The organism is Bacillus litorisediminis (assembly GCF_022808645.1).
In the GTDB taxonomy this organism is placed as follows: domain Bacteria; phylum Bacillota; class Bacilli; order Bacillales; family JC228; genus Bacillus_BF; species Bacillus_BF litorisediminis.
Genome location: NZ_JAKZKT010000027.1, coordinates 23225 through 46073, shown reverse-complemented (window position 1 = coordinate 46073; position 22849 = coordinate 23225). Strand labels below are relative to the sequence as shown.

The following is a 22849-nucleotide window of genomic DNA, read 5'->3' as shown; positions in this document are numbered from 1 at the left end:
TTATTGCGGGAAAGGAGAGTATCTAATATGGAAGCAAAGGAAAGCCTTGATGATTCCCGTGTTATTACAGTTATTGCCACTGTAACAGCTTTAAGTCTCTTAGGAGATTCCATGCTATATATAGCATTACCCCTTTATTGGGAAGAGGCCGGGCTAGACTCAATGTGGCAGGTCGGTATTCTCCTCTCCATAAACCGGTTCGTCCGACTACCTTTCAATCCATTGGTAGGATGGGTTTATAAAAAGATATCTTTAAAATCCGGGCTGCTTATAGCCGTTATTTTAGGCGGTTTAACAACCTTAGGTTATGGTTTGTTAGAAGGGTTTATCGCCTGGGTTCTATTACGCGGGTTATGGGGGATTGCTTGGTCACTTTTTCGAATCGGAGGTCTATCGGCTGTCGCATTTCTTGCTGATGAAAGACATCGCGGTCAATCCATGGGCTTATATAATGGGGTGTACCGCCTGGGCAGCTTAGGAGGAATGCTTCTTGGAGGAATTTTGGTTCCCTTCATTGGGTTAAGTACGGTTTCCATGATTTTTGGTGTTCTTACTCTTTTAGGGATTCCATTAATCATGTACTTTCTTAAAACAAAGGAAAAACCTCATAAAGCTGAAAAGGTTCCGGTTCTTGATAAAGCGATCCTTTTACAATCAACATTTAAATATAAGTTAAGCATTATCACTACAGGTTTTTTTATTACCATGTTATATCAAGGGGTTTTTACTTCTACCATCAGTTTAGTCATTGAACAGGTTCATGGTAATCATATTCCTATATTCGGTACTGTATTAAGTGCAACGTTACTGTCAGGTATCATTCTTTCAGTCAGATGGGTATGGGAGCCGTCGCTTGGAAAGCTTTTTGGGCAATGGTCAGATGGGCCAAGAGGAAGGATTCCTATTTTTGTTATCTCCCTAGCCTTTGCCAGTTTAACATTTGGCATGATCTCCAGTAATTTGACAATTAGTGTATGGGTTATCATTACCTTCTTCGTCATGATTGGTGCCACCTCAATAACAACTGTCATGGATGCCATTGCACTAGATGCTGCTAAGACTGCAAATGTAGTTTCGTTTCTAACGGTATACTCAATTGCTCAGGATGTTGGTGCAGCTTTAGGCCCTTTTATCAGCTACCTGATACTTCAATTTAAGTTAGGTTTTACATATCTCTATTGGGGCGGTGCAGGAATATTTATCCTTTTAGCAATTCTTTGGTCAATCATTCATTTAAGTGAAAAAAAGATTAAGTACAAAAAAGCAGAATCAGTTATCATTCATCATTTTAAGCATTAAATATTAAAAGTAGGAACCCATTAAGGGTTCCTTTTTATACACAGTTGAACAAAATATATAAGCTTAGTATTATATAAGCAAATGATTATATGTTGATATTTGGAGGTGCTTGCATGCAAGAATCAATTGTTGAAATAGCAAAAGCAGCATCCATTTTAAAATTGTTAGGTGATAAAACACGGTTAACGATGGTAAAAATGTTAGATACCAATGATTGTTGTGTTTGTGAATTTGTAGAAATATTTAAGACAAGCCAGCCTGCAATCAGCCAGCATATCCGCAAGTTAAAAGATGCAGGAGTCGTAAAAGAAACGAGAAGAGGGCAGTGGATTATTTATTCATTAAATAAGAGCAGCGAATGCTATCCATTAGTCCAAAACATTCTGAAGCATCTTCCGAATCAAGATTTTAAATTACAAGAACTAGAGAAACAAGGATTGCGTATCTCTTGTGAGTAGTTGGGGGTTCATACATTGACATCTGTAATAGTAGCAGCAGTGATTTTTATAGTAACACTTATCTTCGTTATATGGCAGCCTAAAGGCTTGTCCATCGGATGGTCTGCTTGTGGAGGGGCCATACTAGCACTTATCGCAGGTGTCGTTGATTTTAATGATGTCATAGACGTAACCTCGATTGTTTGGAATGCAACGTTAGCATTCATTGCCATCATTATAATTTCACTGATATTAGATGAAATTGGCTTTTTTGAATGGGCTGCTCTTCATATGGCAAGAGCAGCAAAGGGTAATGGCATCAGAATGTTTGTTTATGTAACGTTATTAGGTGCTGTTGTGGCTGCGCTGTTCGCCAATGATGGTGCGGCTCTCATACTAACTCCTATTGTATTGGCGATGGTTCGAAATCTTAATTTTAGTGAAAAAATGGTATTTCCATTTATCATGGCGAGCGGGTTTATTGCTGATACGACGTCTCTTCCTCTTGTTGTAAGTAACCTGGTAAATATTGTATCGGCGGACTTTTTTGGCGTTGGCTTTGCTGAGTTTGCATCCAGAATGATTGTGCCTAATATCTTTTCACTAATTGCTAGTACTCTAGTTTTGTATCTTTTTTTCCGTAAAAGCTTACCAAGGAACTATGATTTATCTAACCTAAAGAAGCCAACCGAAGCTATTCGTGACAAAAAAATGTTCCGACTTTCGTGGCTCGTATTAGGGATACTGCTTGTTGGCTATTTCGCCAGTGAGTTCCTGGGTATTCCCGTTTCCTTTATAGCAGGCATGATTGCTATTTTCTTTCTTATCATGGCAAGAAGGAGCCCGGCTGTTGAAACACGTACAGTCATTAAAGGAGCACCTTGGAGTATCGTATTTTTCTCTATTGGAATGTACGTTGTGGTTTATGGATTAAGGAATGTCGGATTAACCACCGTTTTAGCAGATTGGATCCAAGCTGTAGCAGATCAGGGGCTGTTTGCGGCAACTGTTGGGATGGGCTTTATAGCAGCTACGCTCTCTTCGTTAATGAATAATATGCCGACTGTGATGATTGATGCATTAGCCATTGCTGACACCAATACAAGCGGTGTGATAAGGGAAGCACTTATTTATGCGAATGTAATTGGATCGGATTTAGGTCCAAAGATTACTCCGATTGGTTCATTAGCAACCTTATTATGGCTGCATGTGCTCTCCCAAAAAGGAGTTAAAATTTCGTGGGGAACATACTTTAAAACGGGAATTATTTTAACCATCCCAACGTTATTTATTACCTTAGTTGGCCTTTATATCTGGTTATTAATATTTTAATAAATCATAAAGGAGAATGCACCATGTCAAAAAAATCAATCTACTTCTTATGTACAGGGAACTCTTGCAGAAGCCAAATGGCAGAAGGCTGGGCAAAGAAATATTTAGGCGATGAATGGGAAGTCAGAAGTGCAGGTATCGAAGCACATGGATTAAATCCGAACGCTGTTAAAGCGATGAAGGAAGCTGGAATTGATATTTCGAATCAAACCTCTGATATGATTGATCCTGAAATCCTCAATAATGCTGATTTAGTCGTTACATTATGTGGAGATGCAGCCGATAAATGCCCAGTTACACCTCCTAAAGTGAAGCGAGTACATTGGGGCTTTGATGACCCTGCTAAGGCTGAAGGAACGGAAGAAGAAAAATGGGCTGTTTTCCAACGAGTACGTGATGAAATTGGGGATAGAATTAAACGCTTTGCAGAAACTGGGGAGTAAATCAATTTAAAAAACCAAGAGAATCCTCTCTTGGTTTTTCAATAAACCCGAAAAATGGTATACTAGAAGAATTAAAAAATAAATCCAATTATCGAAAGAAAATGAGATATTAACTTTGGTCAAAATTGCATAAAGTCTGAAAAACTCGATATGGTAAAGGAGTACAGTATGACTTACAAAATTTTATTTCTAGACATAGACGGAACGATTTTAAAACCTGACCATACCTATTCAGAGTCTACAAAGGATGCGATTTTGCAATTAAAAAAGAAGGGCATTGAAGTATTTATTGCTACGGGCCGTCCGCTGCACGAAATTAATGAGCTGGCACATGAATTACAAATTGATTCCTTTATTGGCTATAATGGGGCATTTGCGGTGTATAAAAATAAAACGATCCTTGAGGAACCGATGGAGACATCACATGTAAAAAGTTTTTTAGATATTGCAAAACAAAACGATCATGAAATGGTATTGTATACCTCCGAAAAAAATTATTTTACTACTTTAGATCATCCATTAGTTCAGAATTTTAACAAGTTATTTGATCTTACCCAAAATGCTTTGTTTACTGACACGGTTATCAATGAAATTTTAGGAATTACAGTGATGAATGTAACTGTTTCTTCGCAAGCGTCACTTTATGAACTAGATGAGAACATTCGTCTTTCACAGGTACATGCTGAAGGGGCTGAGCATGCATATGATATTATTCGTACAAATATGAATAAGGGTGTTGCAGTAAAGAGGGTACTTGAATACTTACATATCCCAAAAGAACAATCAATTGCATTTGGAGACGGTATGAATGATAAGGAAATGCTGCAATCTGTGGGAGAAGGATTTGCGATGGGGAATGCTCATCCTGATTTATTTCAATACGCTAAACATATAACATCATCTGTAACAGATTCAGGCATTTTTAACGGATTAAAAAAATTGGGGTTAGTACAGTAACAGAGAGCAGTAGAAGATATTATAGATTACTGGCTTTACCAGTTTGAATCTATATATATTGCAATCAATTGAGAGGGTAAACCTCTCATTTTTTTATAATCTGGTCTCCGTCTGCAGGATGATAAAAGTTCCACCTGTCGCAGGTTCAGTCTTTCCTCTGTAAGGAATATGATGAGGGTAACATGAACGACAGGAGTGTATTTAAATGCAGAGTTCTATGCCCCTTTTTAAAAATAAGACGTATACCAAATTGTTTCTTGCTTCCTCTATTTCGATTTATGGCGATTGGTTTGATATCTTGGCCATTTCCGTTCTGGTTGCCTATGGGTGGAATACGGATCCTGCTTTAATAGGCTTGATTCCCGTTTGTTTTGCATTGCCAGGAATAGTATTCGGATCATTTGCTGGTGTATTGGCAGATCGATACCGGAAAGTGAATCTCATGATGGCGTCCGATTTCATCAGTGCCCTTTTGACAGGTTTATTGGTTTTTGCTGATCACATTTATTGGGTACTTCCTCTTTTATTTTTACGTTCAACGATGGGGCTGATTAGTTCCCCAGCTGCTCAAGCATTGACTCGGCATGTGGTAACAGAAGATCAATTGTTAAAAGCGACTTCCTATAACCAAATCGTGAATAACTCCGGAAAAATAGTAGGTCCTCTGCTTGGAGCCTTTATCGTTTCCTTTTTTTCACCTCAAATTTGTATCTTGATTAATGCCGTCAGCAGTGTCGCTTCTGGACTGATTTTGTTTACCATGCGAGATATAAAAGAAAATAAAGAGAATGCACAGCAAGAGGAGCAAAAAAAGCAGGAAAGTTTTACGGCAGCTTGGAAGGAAGGCTGGACATTCGTATCGAAAAACCGATTCATTTTTAATACGATACTCTTTGCTTTTTTTGGAATAATGGGCGTACAGCTTGTTGACTTTCAGTTCCCTGTTCTATTGCGTTCCTTCAATATGGAAGATCCGGTAGTGTTCGGATTGCTGATGAGTACCACCGGAGTAGGATCGATCATTGCCATTGCGTGGATGCATCGGTTTAAAAAAATTCAATATGGCTGGGCGATTGGCGGGGGGGTGAGCTTGATTGGCATTGGGTTTGCCGGTGCCGGGTTTATTACTGAAGGAATGTCATTATGGCTGCCTGCCCTATTTGGATTAGTGGTTGGTCTAGGCAATGGAGTATGGATGGTCTCTTTTAACTTTGCCCTGCAAAAGGAGTCTCCTAAGGAGATGGTGGGCCGTGTTTTTGGGATTACAAACTCATTGTTAAGTATTGTGGTAATCATCGCGCCGATTACAGGTGGGATATTAGTTCAAACGATAGGGGCGTCCACTATAATCAAAACAAGTGGATTTATCGTGTGCGGCATAGGATTAATTGGAATCATACTTGGAAAATGGCTTTGGAAACAAGAAGCGGTTTCCAAAAGGATTCAGACCCCTATTTATAAGGAGACGGGTCTATAAGTCAGCTTCAGACGGAACATTTGGGAGTATTTTAAAAACGATATATTAAACAATTGAAGAGCCAGCTAAATAACCGGCTCTTTATAATTTAAAAAAGTCATCATACTAAAACTTCTGAGTTAAACCTTAAGTTACTCTTAAAAACCTTGATCATCTCTTGTTGTTGGATCGCTAATACGATTGGAGGATGGTGGGATATCGTCGTAGATTTGCGGATCAATCGTATGAATGGAACCATCCGCTAATCCTTTAAATACTTCATAAAGAGGTGCTTTTACAGTTTCTTTAAGCATTCCACTCTGCTTTTGTCCTAATGTTTGGCTTTGCCCTTTAATTTCAATTAACATGATGGCTGCATCGTTTAATGCAAAAGCTCCAAGCGCTGTTCCTGGAAGATTTACGTCAGGATATTTTTGAATCGCCCCAAAATGGGAGAAGCCTCTTTGTAATGTTAAATATGATAAGGCATTCACCTGTTTTCCGAGCTTTAATGCTTCATCATCCACTTCATACTGTTTTCCAGTAAACGGATCTGTATAAGAATCAGTAGCTACAACGGCCGCTAACTGCACTGGAACGGATCGATCGTCTTCATCAGAAACTGTGTTAAATCCGCGGTGATGGACATCGACATAAACATCCGGTTTAAATTCTTTAAATACACTAGTGACTGTTCTTGCTTCTGCTGTTACATAAAATCCGCCGTAGTTGCTGTTATTAGTTTCCGGGTTGTTTAAGAAATCGGCTACCTCATCTTTATTTAAGTCCTCAATTTTAAAATCTAGATTTGGATTATAATCGCGATTCTGATCATATCCCGGAATGCCATAGACGATGCGGCCATTATTGTTTTGAGCTCGTTCACTGCCGTCTGCATTATAATACCATGGCGCTTCTGTACCTTCAGGCAATTCTACTTTCAAAGGATCCCACGTTTGGTGTGTATATCGGGTCGGATACCAAGTACCTTCATATTGATTGTCCGCTCCCTCAGGATTAATACGCGGCATAATCCATATAGACACTTTATCAAGGATGTCATTTACCTCTTTCCCGCCTGATGAAAGCTTTTGGATGATATCTATGGCTGCTTCAGTTCCAATTTGTTCGTTTCCATGAATCTGAGTGGTAATCAGGATTCTTTTTTTATTAGGATCAGCATCACCAAACTTTACTAGATACAGTGGATCACCTTGGGTATCTTCCGTTGAATACCCATCCAAAGTTTGATTAGAGTATCCAGCTACTTCAAGCTTCATTTTTCCCTGTGAAGATTCCTCTAACTTTTTTAAGGTGTCGTATAGCTCTTGATTGCTCATATAGCTTGAAAGTGAGATGTTTTGCTCATTCTCCACATAAGGACCATTTGGCCTGGATTGTGGTTCAGCATAAGCAGTTGTTGCCATGATTGTGGATATAGCTAGGGCGGCTGGAATCATAGCTTTTAGTGTTTTTTTCATTTTCGACAATCCTTTCGTTCATCAGAATTTTAGGGAGTCTAAATAAATGACAAAAAAATACGAGGAAATATGTACAAACAAATCTAGTTTTTCAAACTACCTCCTTTCATTCGTTTGATAGGGGAAAAACCCTGTATATGGAAATTTTCACATAATTAATAGAAATTTGATATAGAACAATATTACTGATTATTCAGAAAAAACCTGGTATTTTTTCCCCAATTATCGGGCATTTTGTTTTATTCAAAATAGGATAGTTTAAAAATCTGAGAGGTAAAGTCACAATATTGGAGCTTGCCGGCAAGGACAACATTATCTAAATAGATTCCTGCATTCATTAACTCATCGCCGTAAAAAAAGCAAGGAATCCCTTCAATTTTATATTTATAATCCTTGCGCAATCCTTTTAATACCAAACGTTCGTAGCGTGCATTTGGTTTGCCTAATATTTGGTAGCGGCATGCCGCTGCCTCCTTTTGGTCTTCTGAAACAACGATCCAGCTGGTCACATTTCCATCTTTCTCAAAAGGGCTTTGGAGTCGGAAAAAGGTCCCTTTTTGAAAAAGACCGCGATTTTCTTTGTAAAAAGCGATTTGTTTTTTGATTTTCTCTTTTTCTTCTAAAGACATTTTTGTTACATCAAGTTCATAACCGAAGATGCCGAAATAGGCTGCATTTGCTCTTGTTTCCATGCTTGTAATTCTGCCAACCTGATGGTTGGGAACAGCTGTAACATGGGCAGACATTGAACTTAAGGGATAAACCATGGATGTTCCGTATTGGATTTTAAGTCGTTCTATCGCATCAGTAGTATCACTCGTCCACGTTTGCGGGGCATAGTAGAGCATACCAGGGTCAAATCGTGCTCCGCCTCCCGCGCATGATTCAAATAGAATGTCTGGAAATTCAGACGTTAGCCGTTCATACAAATTGTATACACCTAAGATATAACGGTGTGCAACCTCACGTTGCCGGTTTGCAGGAAGATTGACAGAACCTATTTCCGTCATATACCGATTCATATCCCATTTAATGTAGGAAATAGGGGCTGTGCCCAGGATTTTGACCATAGAATAATAGATGTAATCGACTACTTCCTTACGGGAAAAATCAAGTACATACTGATTTCTGCCTTGTGAAGGCTTTCTGTTCGGTACTTGAATAATCCAGTCGGGATGCTTTTTATATAACAGACTGTTCTTTGAAACCATTTCCGGTTCAAACCATAAGCCAAAATACAGACCTAATTGATTTATTTTTTTGGCAAGTCCAGCGATTCCATTTGGAAGCTTCTGTTTGTTAACAACCCAATCCCCAAGAGAAGTTTTAGCATTATTACGCTGACCAAACCAGCCGTCATCCAAGACAAATAATTCGATACCAAGCTCTTTTGAAACCCTGGCAATTTCTATGATTTTTTCTTCATTAAAATTGAAATAAGTAGCTTCCCAGTTATTGATTAAGACCGGCCGCTCTTTATCTCGCCATATTCCTTTCGCAAGTCTTGTCCTGTAAAGGGAATGATAGACTTGACTCATTCCGTTCATCCCTTGGTCGGAGTACACGAAAACCACTTCAGGGGTTTGAAAACTCTGTTTACTTTCAAGGAGCCACTGAAAATCAAACGGATTGATTCCTATGCTAACCCGGGCAACATCGTAAGGGTCAACTTCCACCTGTGCGAGAAAATTTCCGCTATATACCAAGCTAAATCCATATACTTCTCCTTGGTGTTCATTTGTACCAGGCCGCTTCAATGCAAGAAACGGATTATGCCCTGTTCCGCTTGCTGTTCCTCTCGTACTGGAAATACTCTGTATCCCAGGCGCAAGCTTCCTTGTTATCACATATCGTTCTCTGCCCCAGGACCCTGATAAATGAATCATTTCAAAATCAGCGTCAAAAAAATCGACACTTGCACTCATTGCCCTGGTTAGTATCAAATTTTCTTTCCCATGATTGATATATTTTGCATTTCTGGCAATCGCATTGAATTGTTCAAACACAGTGTATTGAAGAATGATTTCAGCATCCATTAAATGATCGTGTAAGGAAATTTCTAATGTAGTGGCTTCTCTTTCCTGTTCTGCATACGTAGCAGGTAATCCATCAAGTTTTATCTTTCCTGGGAAGATTCTGTGGCCATTATATTGGAATTGAGTGATACGGCTTCCGTTCTCCTGCAAAATCTGAAAAGCCGGCTCGCGGAAATCAGTGGTTCCATAAGAGGGAAACTCCTGTTTAATCGTGTCCAAGGAGAAGGTTAAATCATCATCAAAAACAGCAGCAGTATACGTTTTTTTCTGAATTGTATATAGGTGTGAGAACGATTTCCGATGTGTAAGCTTGCGGCCGTAATAGATATGGCCCAATTGATTATTTTCCAGCACAGTAAAAATATAGCTGACATTTTTTGCCTGCAAATGAAATTCTCTCGTTTTTTTGTTGAAAAAAATAGGCATACATGACAGCTCCTTGGTCTTATTGAAATATATAGATCATTTTATTAGAACAATTTAAGTGTTATTACAGCTGAGTGATTCGGAGGCCAAGAGTTTACTAGAGGGCTCGTTTATCTTTGATCTGGAAAAGGAATCTTCAACGGAAACAAGAATCAGCTTCCAAAGAAATCAAGTCCCTGCTAATAAGGGGACAGTTTTTAAATAAATCGTGGTTAATTAGAAAATTCAAGTATGAAAGTGGAGTAATAACCAAAAATAATACATGGATTCTAAATGTGGAGTGGAACGAATGCTCTATTATGCTTTAAAACCAATTGCAAAATTATGGATGCGCTTGAAATTTCGGATAGAAATCATTGGATGGGAACATATACCGAATAATGATCCATTCATTATTGCTGCTAATCACGTAAGTAACTATGACCCCATTCTTCTTTCTTGTCTTTTAAAAAGAAAAGTTTATTTTATGGCCAAAGCCGAACTTTTCCGGAATCGCTTTTCACACTGGTTTTTTACGCATGTTTACGCCATCCCCGTGGACCGGACTAGCGGTGTAGTCATAAGACCAGTCCGGAAGGCATTAAAAGTTATTAAAGATGGCGAGCTTTTTGGAATTTTTCCAGAAGGAAAAAGATGTAATAACGGAGAAATCGTTGAACCTAAAAAGGGGGTTGCTTTCCTAGCATCTAAAACGGAAACGCCCATTCTGCCAATTTCCATTATCGGAATCAAAAAAGGGTTCAGAGTCCCGATTAAAGTTGTGATTGGATCGCAAATATCAGTTACCTCCTTTGAATACTGATTACTCAAGTGTTACTAGAGCTATTATGGATCGAATTAGAGAGCTCGGAAATTGTTATTAAATAAAATAGGTGCTATTTTCGTGAGGATTTCATTATGCAGATTACTTCCTTTGTGCTCTGGCTAGTTATTGTATTAAATATTTTTTTTGCGATTCTTATTATTTTTCGTGAGAGACGAGATCCAAGTTCCACATGGGCCTGGTTATTGGTTTTATTTTTTATTCCTTTAGTCGGGTTTGTCTTGTATCTCCTTTTAGGACAAAACCTCAGCCGTTATCAGCTGTTTCAATGGGAAGATCTTAAAAAGACTGGAATTGAAAAAAGGATAAGAACTCAACTTACTCAGATTAGTTCCCGTCAATTTGAATTTTGCAATCGAGCTACCCGAAAAAGCAGAGAATTAATCATTATGAATTTAATTAACAATAATGCTGTCTTAACTCAAGATAATTCGGTTGAATTGTTCACGGATGGTCATGAGAAGTTTGCCAGGCTTTTTAAGGATGTCGAAGCGGCAATGGACCATATCCATTTAGAGTACTATATGATCAAAAAAGACCAGCTTGGCAAAAAACTGATAGACCTTCTAACGAAGAAGGCAAAAGAAGGGGTTAAAGTCCGGGTTTTATATGATGACGTGGGTTCGAGAGGATTAACCAAACGATTTTTCAAAGAGTTTCGTGAAGCTGGTGGTGAAGCGGAAGTCTTTTTCCCCTCCAAATTTCACTTCTTCAATTTACGACTAAATTATCGGAATCATCGCAAGTTAATCATCATTGATGGAAAGATAGGATATGTAGGAGGCTTTAACGTTGGCAATGAATATCTGGGGGATGATCCGAAATTTGGATATTGGCGAGACACACATGTAAGGATACAGGGTACAGCTGTATATGCCATTCAGACTCGGTTTATTCTCGATTGGAATCAAACATCCCATTACCATAAAATTCCCTACGATCCAGATCACTTTCCAGAAGGTATTTCTCAAGGGAATGTTGGAATACAAATTGTTACAAGCGGACCTGATTCAGAATTAGAACACATAAAAAATGGGTTCATTAAAATGATCTTATCAGCCAAAAAGTCTGTTCTCATCCAAACACCTTATTTCGTTCCTGATACGAGTGTATTGGATGCCCTTCGAATTGCATGTTCAACTGGCATTGAGGTTAAAATTATGATTCCTAATAAACCAGACCACATTTTTGTATATTGGGCAACGATGTCATATATTGGTGAATTACTTAAAGCTGGAGCAAAGGTCTATATCTATAAAAATGGTTTTATTCATGCCAAAACCATTATCATCGATGAAGAAATATCATCTGTTGGAACAGCGAATATTGATATAAGAAGCTTCAAATTAGATTTTGAGGTAAATGCCTTTTTGTATGACAAGGGAATTGCTCAAAAACTGACAAAATCATTTAAACAGGACGTAAAAGTATCTAGCGAACTTACACTTGAAGAGTATCAGCAAAGCCCAAAATGGGTGCGTTTTAAAGAATCAATCTCTAGGTTATTATCTCCAATCTTATAAATGAAAGGGCAAATGCAAACCATTTCCAATCCTTTTATTACCAGTATCCTGAGAACATAATTACTAAATGAAACGATAAAATAAGCTTTAGTTTTATATTTTAACTATATAGAACAACTATTCTCAAAAAGTGCAGGTGCTCCTAATTGCAAATTTCACCAAGAATTTATCACTCAATTATTCGGCCAAAATGGATGACCAATATATATATTCACAATAAGGTGAGGCAGCACTTTGATTTTTCAGATAAAAGTGTACTGGATTTTGGAGCTGGTACAGGGGCTAACTGTACCTTATGTTCACCCGACCATTACCTTGGGATTGACCCTGATTCACAGAGAATCGACTTTGCAAGAGGAATGTACAACGATTACCGTTTTATGGCCTATACGGGAAATGAACTTCCGGTTGCGGACAATAGCTTCGATTTTATTTTAATTGTTGCTGTATTGCACCATATACACCCAGAAAAGATCCCTTGTTATATCAAGGAATTCAGAAGAATTTTAAAGCCACAAGGCAGGATTATCGTGATTGAGCCTTGTTATTTTGACAGATCCCCACTTAGTAATTGGTTTATGAATTATTATGATAAAGGTGATTATATACAGAATGAAAAGGATTATCTTCATTACTTTACTAACCAGGATTTTAATTGCCATGTGATAAAAAAATTTAAAAAATGCTTTTTTTATAATGAATTGTATTTTACTGCATTTCTTTAGTTTTTCCACTATGTTTCGGGATTTATCTCCATTTATAAATCAGTATTAATTACCTCTAATCATACGGTTTCGCTGCTCTATACTAACGTCGGGGGGAATAAAATGAAAGCACTTTTCTTGATTACACTGTTGTTCAGCACTTTCCTTATTTTTTATAAGGCGTACAAAAATACTGAAAAAGCTGTTTTAAATAAAGTGAAGTTACCTGCTTTCGATTCTCACCAACAACAGGGTCCTCTTTTACATATTTTACAGATCTCGGACATGCATATTGAAAAAATTTCTATTCCTCCTGAACAAGTCTACAATAAATTAGCAGGCGAAAAAATTGACTTAATTGCTCTTACAGGCGATTTCTTGGATAAAAAGCGCACGATTCCAAAACTCATTCCGTATCTAAAAGTATTACAGCGCCTAAATGTACCATATGGAATATATGTTGTTTTTGGAAATCATGATTACGTTTTAAAGCAGAATGATTTTGATATGCTGCAGGATGTTTTAGAGAAGCACGGCTGTAAGATACTCCAAAACGAACATGTGGCCATTTACTTCGAAGGGAAAAGGGTAAATATTATCGGGGTTGATGACTTTTACACAAAAAGAAGCAACCTTCAAAAATCATTTTCTGGTCTAAAGGAAGGATATGATTTAGTTTTAACTCATGATCCCAACATTGTTTTGAACATGAAAAATTATCATTTTGATTATCTTCTTTCTGGTCACTTCCACGGCGGTCAGATTCACTGGCCTAAGCCTTATCATCTAGCGAAGCTCGGACGGACAATGGTGCAAATGAATATGATCAAAGGCCTGCTGTATTATGATGAAAAACCTTTTTATATAAGTGAGGGATTAGGACAAACATCTATTAACATCCGGATTGGCAGCCGTCCTGAAATCACACTTCATCAGCTATCTCTAAACAAAATACAAAAGGAAGATGCTCAGTCTGGCCATTTAATGTATAGGGAGCTTAGCGATAACACTTTACCACTGCCTCAATAACATGTTTTAACCCATTTTCCAGTGATTTGACTCTTTATTTGTTAAAATAATCTCTCTATTTCTGGATTAAGGACTTTTGAACTCCCTACAAATTTCCTATTTTTGTTAATTTTATCTTTATATTCCTGTAAATGAAACTTCATAATGACTCGCTATAGTAAAGGTGAAAAAAGATAAGGGAGAGGATTTATAAAATGAAACGTTTATTTTTCACTTTTATGTCGGCGCTAGGGTTTTTGGCATTGTTTGCAGGGTCTGCCTTTGCACAAGAAGGGGAGGGGGCACTAACTTCAATGGGGAAACAAAAAGAAGTAGTGAACGTAGCTCACCGAGGTGCGTCTGGACATGCACCAGAGAATACAATGGCCGCTTTCCAAAAAGGCTTTGAGATGAAAGCCGATTACATTGAAATTGATGTGCAGATGTCAAAGGATGGGGAGTTAGTCATTCTCCATGATACAACTTTAGATCGTACCACTGATGGAACAGGCTGGGTTGGAAATTATACACTCGAAGAACTGAAACAGTTAGATGCTGGCAGCTGGTTTAGCGAAGAATTTGCGGGTGAGCCAATTCCTACTTTTGAAGAGGTAATCGATGAATTTCGCGGCAAGGTTGGTATTTTAATAGAACTTAAAGCCCCTGAACTTTACCCAGGTATCGAAGAAAAAGTAGCAGAAGCGTTAAAAGAACGTAATATGGACACTCCAGACAATCATAAAATTGTTATTCAATCCTTTAATCATGAATCTATGAAACTTTCAAAAGAGCTGTTACCAGAAATCCCACATGGTGTGCTTCTGGGGGCTGGCTGGGCAAATGTAACAGACGAACAGCTAGCTGAGTTTGCCGGATATGCAGACTATTTTAATCCAACTATGACGATTTTAACACCTGAACTAGTGGACCGTGTTCATACAGCGGGTATGGATATTTGGGCTTATACAGTGCGTACACAAGAACAAGCTGACCGCTTGTTTGAGCTTGGGGTGGATGGAATTATTACTGACTTTCCTGAATATGTGTATTCACACCCGGTGAAAAACAATTAAATTTTGAGCAAACTAAATCAAAAAACCTGGTTAAAAAATTAACCAGGTTTTTTGATAGTGAATTTTTCTCATTTGGAGTGCAATGTAATTCTTTAGTACGATATTCTTTCCTATACATAAGGGCAAAAGGATTAGATATAATGCGACTTAATTGGATGATTATGGTAAAAAAGTATCCTTTTTCTAATTATATATTGCGTCTTTACGTAATTTGATATAAAATTCTGAAAACAACCAAGATTTTACATAATCTTACAATAAATGAAAGGAGGTTAGGGAAAATGAACCAAGATCTTTTGAAATTCTTAGAAGATTTAAACGAAGAAGCTGAAGTTGTTACTGATGAAGAGATCGAAGCAGCTCAATTAGTTGTAAAATGGTAATTTACCAATAACCCTATTTCATAGGGCTAAGTAAAAAGGGACATTTTCTATGTGTCCCTTTTCCCCTATTTTGCTATGAGATTATTATTCTTTTACATAAAAACATACTTTTTATTGTATTGGAGGGAAATTAGATGAATGCCAATTTACTCTCTCAGTTAACCAATCATTCCGTTATTTGGATAAGAGGAATGGAGGAGATAAACAATAGTGCAGTGGAAGATACAAATGGAATCATTATCAATTATCAAGTAAATGATCGATCTTTTTTGCCATATTACACGATTGGTCAGCTTCTTAAACAAATGGGAACTATATATTCCGAAAAAACGGAAAAGATGGAAGAAGTTGATTTTGCATTTGAACAATTAATGAATTCTTGGAAAAGGATGGATATGAGTTCAGATTCCGTTATCTACAGTATCATTCGCAGGATTAGCCGGGAATCCAGTGCTACTTCTAAATTAATTGATCAAGTAGCTGAAAAAATAGTTGAGATGGTTGATGAGATTTTTTTAAGCGAAGGAAAAAAGCTTATCATAGTTATAAATTCTTCAGAATGGATCGATCGACCATCCTTAAGAGTTTTACATAGAATTTTTAAACTTTTATCCCCTTCCAAATTTAAACTAATACTGGGATTCACTGGGGATGTCCCTTCAAAATTTGAATTGAATGATCCGTTTAATATGGTTGAAAGCATTTCTGTAGCAAGAACGAGAATATTTAAGAGACTGTTAGCAGAGCAGAAACCGCTGATTATTGGAGATATAAAAAACCAAATTGATTTTTCAGATTATCATTTTTTAGGGACAGAAAATGGACTTATGTCTGATGCTGCGATTGCACTTATTACTCAAAACTACGAAAACGCCTTTTTAGCTTGCGATCGAGTTTTAATTTCTGGGAATATCAAAACAGAGGAAATATTCAGGATCATAGGTTTGGTGCATGCTAACCTAAGTTTATATGAGGCTGCTTATTCTGCTTTCCAAGAAGCTTTAAAATACGAAGACCATGGACCAAAAAGAGCACATATAGAATGTTTGGCAGCATTATTGGCAGTTAAGCGATTTTATAATTTGGACATTGCTCGTGCTCATTATGAGGAAGCATTAAAGTTTGTAGATGAGACAGATGCAATAAATCGACTCGAAAAAGGCTGGATTCTTAATGGAATGAGTTTTATGGAAACTGTTGCCGCTAGTAAACTTGAAGGAGAAGAAAAAAATAACCTTTATGACAGTGTTCTGAAAAGAGAAATGGAAGCATTAGCTTTAATTAAAAATCAAAAAGATAGTGCATCTCTCTATTTAAAATATAATTTAATGTCTAACATAACTTTTTTATTAGAGATTCGCAGAGATTATAAGAGTGCTGTGGAATTTTGGAAATCTGCTTTTACTAAATTAATAGGTGATGAAACAGGGTATCTTTATCGAACGGGAATGCTATCTTGGAAGGCTGGGCAAATTGAAGAAGGTGTACATTACCTGAAAAGATCCTATCAGAACGCCTTGTCCCAGAAAGATAGACTTGATTCAGAAAGTATAGTATATGCATTAGGGTATGTAAATTTAGATATAGGCAACTATGAGGAAGCAATTAAATACTTCAGTGAGGGTTTAAAAATTTCTTTCATTCTTAGAGAATATACCGAAATTGAAGAGCATATCAAAGGTTATTTACGTGCAAGCTCGTTGGAAGAGAAATTAGATGAAAATATAGCAACTTTAAAAGCTATTTGTGCTAATTTTGATGGAGTTTTACCTGAAAATATTTCTGAATTTTTTAAAAATGAGACTCCCCGATTGAGGGAAATCCTCTTTAAAAAAACTTTGCGTCATCCAAAAACAAAACTCTCTTCATACCATCCTTCCGTAGACCTTGAAGCTGTGCCTGAAATAGACATGAACGAATATCTAATCAGAAACAGTAAGGAAAGCAGTGTTGAAGAAATGAGGAAAATTTTGACTAGGAGTTGATAGGAAATGGGAAAACAGACTTTATTAATTTGTGGAAGCATGAAACCTGGACCAGGCAAAGATAGTAAATCTGCTGCACGTGAGTTACTTAATATCGTAAAAAAAGCATTTGATGATCATAACTATGATCAATATAAGGTTCTCGATTTACGCGATTTGAAATTACCCTTTTTTGACGGCAGAGATACGAAAGAATATCAAAATGAACATGTAGATGACTTATATCATTCTATGCTTGTAGCAGAACATATTATTATCTCTGCACCTTCTTATTGGAAATCAGTTGCAGGGGCTGTAATTAATGCAATCAATATTATTGGTGGTCCTTTATATGATTTCCCTGAGAAAAAAGAATTATTGATTGGGAAGAAAGTATCTTTAATTGTCGTAGGGGCGGAATTTGCGGATGCTGTTCATGGGGCATCCCAATTGCGTAATTCTTTTACTTCCATGGGTGCTAACGTCCTTCGAAAGGAAATAATGGTTGGAAATTTGCGAAACTTAAGCGTAAAAGAACAAAAAAATTTAGTTACTGATTTATATAATCTTGGAAAAAATATTGCTTTAAAATCAGGAGAATATGTAGTATGAATAAAATTCCAATTACAATGCATCCAATTGATATTAAAGTCAGTCAAATAGTAGACAAGCTAGTACAGCATAATGTTCTCTATTCTGATACCCATTTTCAGAGCGAAAAATTTCATCATTTTAAGAAAGGGTTAGTCGGCAATATACAGGTACCGTCTACTACTATTTCACCTATCATGGAACGGATGCTATTTGCTATACCCTCAAGCAGTAACGTCCAAAATATAGTGATTTTAGGAAGTTATTTCGGTTACGCTGTTTTTTGGCTAGCAGGTGGAATGAATCATTTCAATAAAGGTAAAGTGGTTGGCTTTGATATAAATAAAGAAGCATGTGAAGGTGCTAGAAATAATTTAAAGAATATTGATCTTGATTGGGTTGAAATCAAAAGTGCTGATGCGTTTACCGGGATTAAGGAATTTGAAGATTCCAGCATTGATTTAATTTTTATCGATGTTGAGAAAAATGGTTCAAAGTCTGATTATGCTCTTCTTTTGGATACTTGGTATAGCAAGCTGAAACCGGGAGCGTTGGTTCTGGCACATGACCCTGTCATCGAAAAATTTTCCGAAGATTTTAAAAAATATTATGAACGAATTGAAGATAAACAGAGATTTTCCGTCTCCGTAACATTACCGATCGATCAGTGTGGTTTATGTATTAGTAGAACTATTTATTAAATGTAGAGGAGCTTGCTTTCATAATGATAAATGTAAGTGACTTGTCTTTAATTAATCTATCGCTTGGAGAAATAAAAGGCGGGCCTAGTGAAGAATTGAGAAAATTTTCCTCCTCTAAAGTTTTGGAGGAATGGCAGGGTTATACAAGCCCTTATGGAATTTATGAATTACGCAGGGCCATACTTGATCACTTTCAACCTCTATTTCAAAATAAACTGCAATTAAGTCAAGTATTAGTAACGGCAGGAGCCTCAATGGCTTTAACATCAGCGTATCATTTAATTTCTAATAAAAGATTACTTATCCCCAATATAGGTTTCCCTTTATATAGAAAAACAGCTGCTCTATTAGGTTTACAATTCACTGAATATCATATAGGTCCTGATAAAAACTGGGCTCGTACTATTCAGCAAATAGAAGAGGGATTTAAAAGCGGAATAAGAGCATTGATCTGGAATAATCCTAACAACCCCCTCGGGTTTATAGCGCCTGGCTATGTGGTTGAGGAGATGTGTGAATTATGTAAAAGATATAAAGCCTTATGTATTACGGATGAGGTCTATCGAGAATTTAACGGCGCGGTTGCAGTAACGAGTCCAAGTGAAATGATCCCAAATCAAACTATTTTTATTTATAGCTTTTCAAAATCTTATGGACTAGCCGGTATTAGAGTGGGGTGTGTAATTGCTCATCCACAAATTATTGAGGGGTTAAGGGAGGTTCATTGGAATTCAGGGATGTCTGTCTCTTGGATTGGTCAAGAAATTGCTAAGTATGCAATTGAATCATTACCTGATTACCCGCATGAACTGTCTCAAAAAGTAAAAAATCGCTTAAAAAATGCAGTAATTTTTTTTCGGGAGAAAGATATACCATTTTATTTCCCGGATGGCGGAATTTATATCTGTATAGATACAAAAGAATTAGGCATAGATTCTGCACATTTCACAACAATTGTTAGGGAAAAGGCAAATTTACAATTAATGCCCGGGATGGCTTTCGGCAACGAAAGTGCATCGATTGTTCGGCTAAATGCTGGGGTTGAAGATGAAGTATTTTATGAAGCTTTACAAAGAGTTGAATATGTTTATAGAGACCAAAAAGGCTTAAAGGAGACTTATAAATGACCACTTTAATTATTGGAGGCGGGTTAATAGGAGCTCATGTAGCAAAGGAAATGGTTAATCAGGGGAAAGGAGATTTTATAATACTTGCCCATCGAATTGATCTTAGTTATATGAATTCGATTACTTCGATTCAAGGAGATCAGACAATAGAAAAGGCAATTACGAATTATGAAGATTTATCAAACATAATTAACTACTACCATATTAAAAATATAGTAGTAGCCGCCGGCTCCCTTCATCCTTCCTTTAAAAAACATACGGGAGCAGCGATATTAAATGAAAGCCAATTAATGTTATCGATCCAGACTGCATTGTTTAGACATTTCATCGATAATTTAGTATATATCAGTTCACTTGGTGTTTATGGTGTAAGTGAGGCAAGAACTGAAGAAAGCCTTCCAGCACCATATTCCAGTTACGGCATAACAAAGTTATATAATGAGCAAATTGTGAAAACAATTGCTCAGCATACAAACTGTAGAGTGCTAGTAATAAGAGCTTGTGGTACAGTTGGTCCCAATCCAAATTTAAGTGGTAATTGGATGAGTAGCGCATTAAATAAAGTGATTCAATCTAATGATCAACAGGTGGAGTTAGATGATGTTTTATATAGTCCAAATGAATTTTTAGATGTTAGAGATTTATCTAGTTTTATTATCAATAACCTGGAAAAAGGAAAACGTCTTGATATTGTAAATCTCGGTCCTGGGAAAGTAACAAGTGGAAGGGAACTTGTAATAGAATTAAAGAAAATTTTTCATAAGAATTATTCATACAGAAATAGAAATGATCTTTTCTCAAAGACTAGCGAGCCATTACCGATATATAAAGCTATTAAAGATTATAATTTTTCTCCAACATACAATTTAAAAAGGACTTTAGAGTATATAGGGGAGTACTATGGAAAAATATGTATTAGAGCGGACAGAAATTAATATTGAATCACTACCTACCTTACATACTGGAATCGTAAATATAAATTTTCTTATTGGTGCAGCCAATGATCAGCTTCCTACGGGGTCTGCCCATTATTTGGAGCATATTTTTTGTTCTGCCCATAATTTTCAGAAAGGGAAATTAACAGCTCAAACGCAACGGGATGAAACCAACTACTATTTCTATATTTCAGACGAAAACATAGATACTGTTTTTCAATTAGATTGGCAAATCTCAATTGATGGCAAAATATTAGAGCAAGAAAGAAATACGATAATCAATGAAATTGAACAATTTAATTTGAATCCTAGGAATAGGGCTTTGGAATACCTTCAATCTCTTGTTTTTAACGGTAAGGGATATGGAAAGTCTATATTAGGTAGTGAAAGACAAATTTCCCAGATTGATAAAATGGAGTTAGAAAGAGGGATAGAGTATTATAATATTCCTGCATCTATTAATATTATAGGTCCCTGGAAAAAAGATTATCTAATTGATTGTATAAATAATTCAGGCATTATTAGAAAATCATATTCAAATGATAGTAGTCAAATTCATCCTTTAACAATTGGCAGGGGAGAGACTTCCCTCCCAAGAGATATAAAAATTCCCTTTATAGGCGGGGGATGGTATATAAACTTAAACAAAACAGTCCGGCCTTATGTTGATATATTAAAGAACATATGGGATATTAGGATAAAAAAATTGAATCCTGAGATTATTTTTAACCTTAGGATTAATCTTTATGATCATGGCGGAATTTTTACAATAGATTCAATCTCTAACAAAGCGGATCAGGATTGTATTGAAAAAATCATTTTAAATCTGGAACCTTTAATAAGTTTAGAAGAATTTAATAAAGCTTTAGTTAAGATGCTTATACATGAGCATCGATTATCAGAAGATTTACAAACGAGAATAGCTTATCTGAACTCCTTAGATTATCAGCATTATTTGACACTAGAAAAGACTCAAGAAGTTCAAAAAGTTATTATGAATCATATTCTTACAAATCATGGCCTTTATCTATTACAAAATCCACAAAAAAAGATTAGCTACTATCCTTTACACTATTTAAACATGACAACCCTTAAAGAGAAAAATCTATTTAAAGTAACAGATGATACAAAAGAAAAACAAAAGATAAAAGAGAAGAATAATCCTTTAATCTATATAAGAAGAAAAGGTAGTTTTTACTATACAGCTTGTTCTTCCCCACTGACAAAAAGATATCACGTGCTATTTCGCATAGATTGTAGGGGAATTGGAAGGCTTTTACTACCAAATGAGCTTCCATCAGAGATTTCAATAAGAGGAACCTTAGAAAATGTTAGATATGAGGGTTGGCATACTCTTTATCATATTTCTTTTTTCGGGGAAAAGAGTATGAAGCAGTCCATTATAAATTCATTATCCTTTAAGTGGGATTATGAAAGGTACGATTCTAAGATTAATGAAGAAAAGTATATGATCAATTTGGAAATTGAAATGAAAAGAAAGATTACTAAAGCTTTAAGAACTACACCAAAAAAAGATAAAGCGAATCTCATCGGTATAAGTATTGTTACTCCAGAAGATTCATTTATCGATGAAGGCTATTTTGAAAATTTTCCCTTCAATGAAAATAAAGCTTTTCTGTTATCTGAAAGGAATATTATAGAAAAAAGAACTATAAAAGCCAGGTTCCATGGGATTGCAATCATCAGTCATTTACCGAAACAATCTATATCTTCATTAATTCTTCAAGAAGCTGCTTTTGGAACGAATACTGCTTTTCCAACCCTGGAAAGTTTGGTCCGGAAGAAAGGCCTATCCTATCGTATAGTGCAAAGTTTAATATCCGATAACAATGAATTATATATTTTTTGGGGAATTCAATGCGACCCTAGTCATACATTTTTATTCAAAGATACTGTGAGGGAATGGATTATTTATCTGGGGAAATATGCTGATGAAGTTGAAAGATGGTTTAAAGATATGTGGGTGTATTTTAATCCCAAAAAACATAGTTCAATTTTACAATTAAGCAGAGATATGGATAGGATGGGTCAGTACTCGCCGCCAGTTATGACTAATAATCTTGATTTTAAAGAATTTATAAATGAACTCATGTTAGAAGAATTGACTGAGATTTTTTTCACCAAATGAA

The 22849-nt window shown here is 36.3% G+C and carries 19 protein-coding genes; 17 read left to right on the top strand and 2 right to left on the bottom strand.

Annotation, left to right across the window (positions count from 1 at the left end):
• Nucleotides 1-27: 27 nt before the first annotated feature.
• The 6 genes from MLE14_RS14230 (at nt 28) to MLE14_RS14205 (ending at nt 5945) form a co-directional block, all read left to right on the top strand.
• A complete protein-coding gene (locus MLE14_RS14230) occupies nt 28-1299 on the top strand; it encodes an MFS transporter (protein ID WP_243299085.1) in 1272 nt (423 codons plus the stop codon).
• A 113-nt stretch (nt 1300-1412) separates the two neighbouring features.
• Nucleotides 1413-1757: an ArsR/SmtB family transcription factor gene (locus tag MLE14_RS14225; protein ID WP_243299084.1), complete on the top strand. Its 345-nt coding sequence runs from the start codon at nt 1413-1415 to the stop codon at nt 1755-1757.
• Between the two features lie 15 nt (nt 1758-1772).
• On the top strand, nt 1773-3068 hold the full coding sequence (locus MLE14_RS14220) for an arsenic transporter (protein WP_243299083.1): 1296 nt from the start codon (nt 1773-1775) through the stop codon (nt 3066-3068).
• 23 nt (nt 3069-3091) lie between these two features.
• Nucleotides 3092-3511 (top strand): arsenate reductase (thioredoxin), encoded by a 420-nt coding sequence (gene arsC, locus MLE14_RS14215; RefSeq protein ID WP_243299082.1) that lies wholly within the window; start codon nt 3092-3094, stop codon nt 3509-3511.
• Between the two features lie 168 nt (nt 3512-3679).
• Complete coding sequence (locus MLE14_RS14210) at nt 3680-4468, top strand: HAD family hydrolase (protein ID WP_243299081.1); 789 nt, start codon at nt 3680-3682, stop codon at nt 4466-4468.
• Between the two features lie 205 nt (nt 4469-4673).
• A complete protein-coding gene (locus MLE14_RS14205; RefSeq protein ID WP_243299080.1) occupies nt 4674-5945 on the top strand; it encodes an MFS transporter in 1272 nt (423 codons plus the stop codon).
• Nucleotides 5946-6082: 137 nt separating this feature from the next.
• On the opposite strand, the gene MLE14_RS14200 is transcribed toward MLE14_RS14205, so the two are convergent.
• Nucleotides 6083-7405 (bottom strand): M14 family zinc carboxypeptidase, encoded by a 1323-nt coding sequence (locus MLE14_RS14200; protein ID WP_243299079.1) that lies wholly within the window; start codon nt 7403-7405, stop codon nt 6083-6085.
• 239 nt (nt 7406-7644) lie between these two features.
• Nucleotides 7645-9867, bottom strand: a complete 2223-nt coding sequence (locus tag MLE14_RS14195) for an alpha-galactosidase (protein WP_243299078.1) — start codon at nt 9865-9867, stop codon at nt 7645-7647.
• 289 nt (nt 9868-10156) lie between these two features.
• Between MLE14_RS14195 and MLE14_RS14190 the strand changes: the two genes are divergently transcribed.
• The 11 genes from MLE14_RS14190 (at nt 10157) to MLE14_RS14140 (ending at nt 22848) form a co-directional block, all read left to right on the top strand.
• Nucleotides 10157-10669 carry a lysophospholipid acyltransferase family protein gene (locus tag MLE14_RS14190; RefSeq protein WP_243299075.1) on the top strand — a complete coding sequence of 171 codons (513 nt, stop codon included), beginning with the start codon at nt 10157-10159 and terminating at the stop codon, nt 10667-10669.
• Between the two features lie 95 nt (nt 10670-10764).
• Nucleotides 10765-12213, top strand: a complete 1449-nt coding sequence (gene cls / locus MLE14_RS14185) for a cardiolipin synthase (RefSeq protein ID WP_243299073.1) — start codon at nt 10765-10767, stop codon at nt 12211-12213.
• Nucleotides 12214-12359: 146 nt separating this feature from the next.
• The gene (locus MLE14_RS14180; protein WP_243299072.1) at nt 12360-12938 is read left to right on the top strand and encodes a class I SAM-dependent methyltransferase; all 579 of its coding nucleotides are present in this window, start codon (nt 12360-12362) and stop codon (nt 12936-12938) included.
• A 102-nt stretch (nt 12939-13040) separates the two neighbouring features.
• The gene (locus tag MLE14_RS14175; RefSeq protein WP_243299071.1) at nt 13041-13946 is read left to right on the top strand and encodes a metallophosphoesterase; all 906 of its coding nucleotides are present in this window, start codon (nt 13041-13043) and stop codon (nt 13944-13946) included.
• Nucleotides 13947-14140: 194 nt separating this feature from the next.
• On the top strand, nt 14141-14998 hold the full coding sequence (locus tag MLE14_RS14170; RefSeq protein WP_243299069.1) for a glycerophosphodiester phosphodiesterase: 858 nt from the start codon (nt 14141-14143) through the stop codon (nt 14996-14998).
• Nucleotides 14999-15515: 517 nt separating this feature from the next.
• The gene (locus MLE14_RS14165; protein ID WP_243299068.1) at nt 15516-17366 is read left to right on the top strand and encodes a hypothetical protein; all 1851 of its coding nucleotides are present in this window, start codon (nt 15516-15518) and stop codon (nt 17364-17366) included.
• A 6-nt stretch (nt 17367-17372) separates the two neighbouring features.
• The gene (locus MLE14_RS14160) at nt 17373-17957 is read left to right on the top strand and encodes an NAD(P)H-dependent oxidoreductase (protein WP_243299066.1); all 585 of its coding nucleotides are present in this window, start codon (nt 17373-17375) and stop codon (nt 17955-17957) included.
• Nucleotides 17954-18637, top strand: coding sequence for an O-methyltransferase (locus MLE14_RS14155; RefSeq protein ID WP_243299064.1), 684 nt, complete (start codon nt 17954-17956; stop codon nt 18635-18637). The genes MLE14_RS14160 and MLE14_RS14155 overlap by 4 nt, the downstream gene beginning before the upstream one ends.
• A 23-nt stretch (nt 18638-18660) precedes the next feature.
• Nucleotides 18661-19764 carry a pyridoxal phosphate-dependent aminotransferase gene (locus MLE14_RS14150; protein ID WP_243299063.1) on the top strand — a complete coding sequence of 368 codons (1104 nt, stop codon included), beginning with the start codon at nt 18661-18663 and terminating at the stop codon, nt 19762-19764.
• On the top strand, nt 19761-20699 hold the full coding sequence (locus tag MLE14_RS14145) for an NAD-dependent epimerase/dehydratase family protein (RefSeq protein ID WP_243299062.1): 939 nt from the start codon (nt 19761-19763) through the stop codon (nt 20697-20699). The genes MLE14_RS14150 and MLE14_RS14145 overlap by 4 nt, the downstream gene beginning before the upstream one ends.
• Nucleotides 20665-22848 carry an insulinase family protein gene (locus tag MLE14_RS14140; protein WP_243299061.1) on the top strand — a complete coding sequence of 728 codons (2184 nt, stop codon included), beginning with the start codon at nt 20665-20667 and terminating at the stop codon, nt 22846-22848. The genes MLE14_RS14145 and MLE14_RS14140 overlap by 35 nt, the downstream gene beginning before the upstream one ends.
• Nucleotide 22849 lies beyond the last annotated feature (1 nt).

Coding starts and splice junctions, on each gene's coding strand:
- MLE14_RS14200 (WP_243299079.1), bottom strand. CDS start 7,405: ATGAAAAAAACACTAAAAGCTATGATTCCAGCCGCCCTAGCTATATCC.
- MLE14_RS14155 (WP_243299064.1), top strand. CDS start 17,954: ATGAATAAAATTCCAATTACAATGCATCCAATTGATATTAAAGTCAGT.
- MLE14_RS14165 (WP_243299068.1), top strand. CDS start 15,516: ATGAATGCCAATTTACTCTCTCAGTTAACCAATCATTCCGTTATTTGG.
- MLE14_RS14175 (WP_243299071.1), top strand. CDS start 13,041: ATGAAAGCACTTTTCTTGATTACACTGTTGTTCAGCACTTTCCTTATT.
- MLE14_RS14205 (WP_243299080.1), top strand. CDS start 4,674: ATGCAGAGTTCTATGCCCCTTTTTAAAAATAAGACGTATACCAAATTG.
- MLE14_RS14210 (WP_243299081.1), top strand. CDS start 3,680: ATGACTTACAAAATTTTATTTCTAGACATAGACGGAACGATTTTAAAA.
- MLE14_RS14140 (WP_243299061.1), top strand. CDS start 20,665: ATGGAAAAATATGTATTAGAGCGGACAGAAATTAATATTGAATCACTA.
- MLE14_RS14160 (WP_243299066.1), top strand. CDS start 17,373: ATGGGAAAACAGACTTTATTAATTTGTGGAAGCATGAAACCTGGACCA.
- arsC (WP_243299082.1), top strand. CDS start 3,092: ATGTCAAAAAAATCAATCTACTTCTTATGTACAGGGAACTCTTGCAGA.
- MLE14_RS14150 (WP_243299063.1), top strand. CDS start 18,661: ATGATAAATGTAAGTGACTTGTCTTTAATTAATCTATCGCTTGGAGAA.
- MLE14_RS14145 (WP_243299062.1), top strand. CDS start 19,761: ATGACCACTTTAATTATTGGAGGCGGGTTAATAGGAGCTCATGTAGCA.
- MLE14_RS14230 (WP_243299085.1), top strand. CDS start 28: ATGGAAGCAAAGGAAAGCCTTGATGATTCCCGTGTTATTACAGTTATT.
- MLE14_RS14190 (WP_243299075.1), top strand. CDS start 10,157: ATGCTCTATTATGCTTTAAAACCAATTGCAAAATTATGGATGCGCTTG.
- cls (WP_243299073.1), top strand. CDS start 10,765: ATGCAGATTACTTCCTTTGTGCTCTGGCTAGTTATTGTATTAAATATT.
- MLE14_RS14195 (WP_243299078.1), bottom strand. CDS start 9,867: ATGCCTATTTTTTTCAACAAAAAAACGAGAGAATTTCATTTGCAGGCA.
- MLE14_RS14225 (WP_243299084.1), top strand. CDS start 1,413: ATGCAAGAATCAATTGTTGAAATAGCAAAAGCAGCATCCATTTTAAAA.
- MLE14_RS14170 (WP_243299069.1), top strand. CDS start 14,141: ATGAAACGTTTATTTTTCACTTTTATGTCGGCGCTAGGGTTTTTGGCA.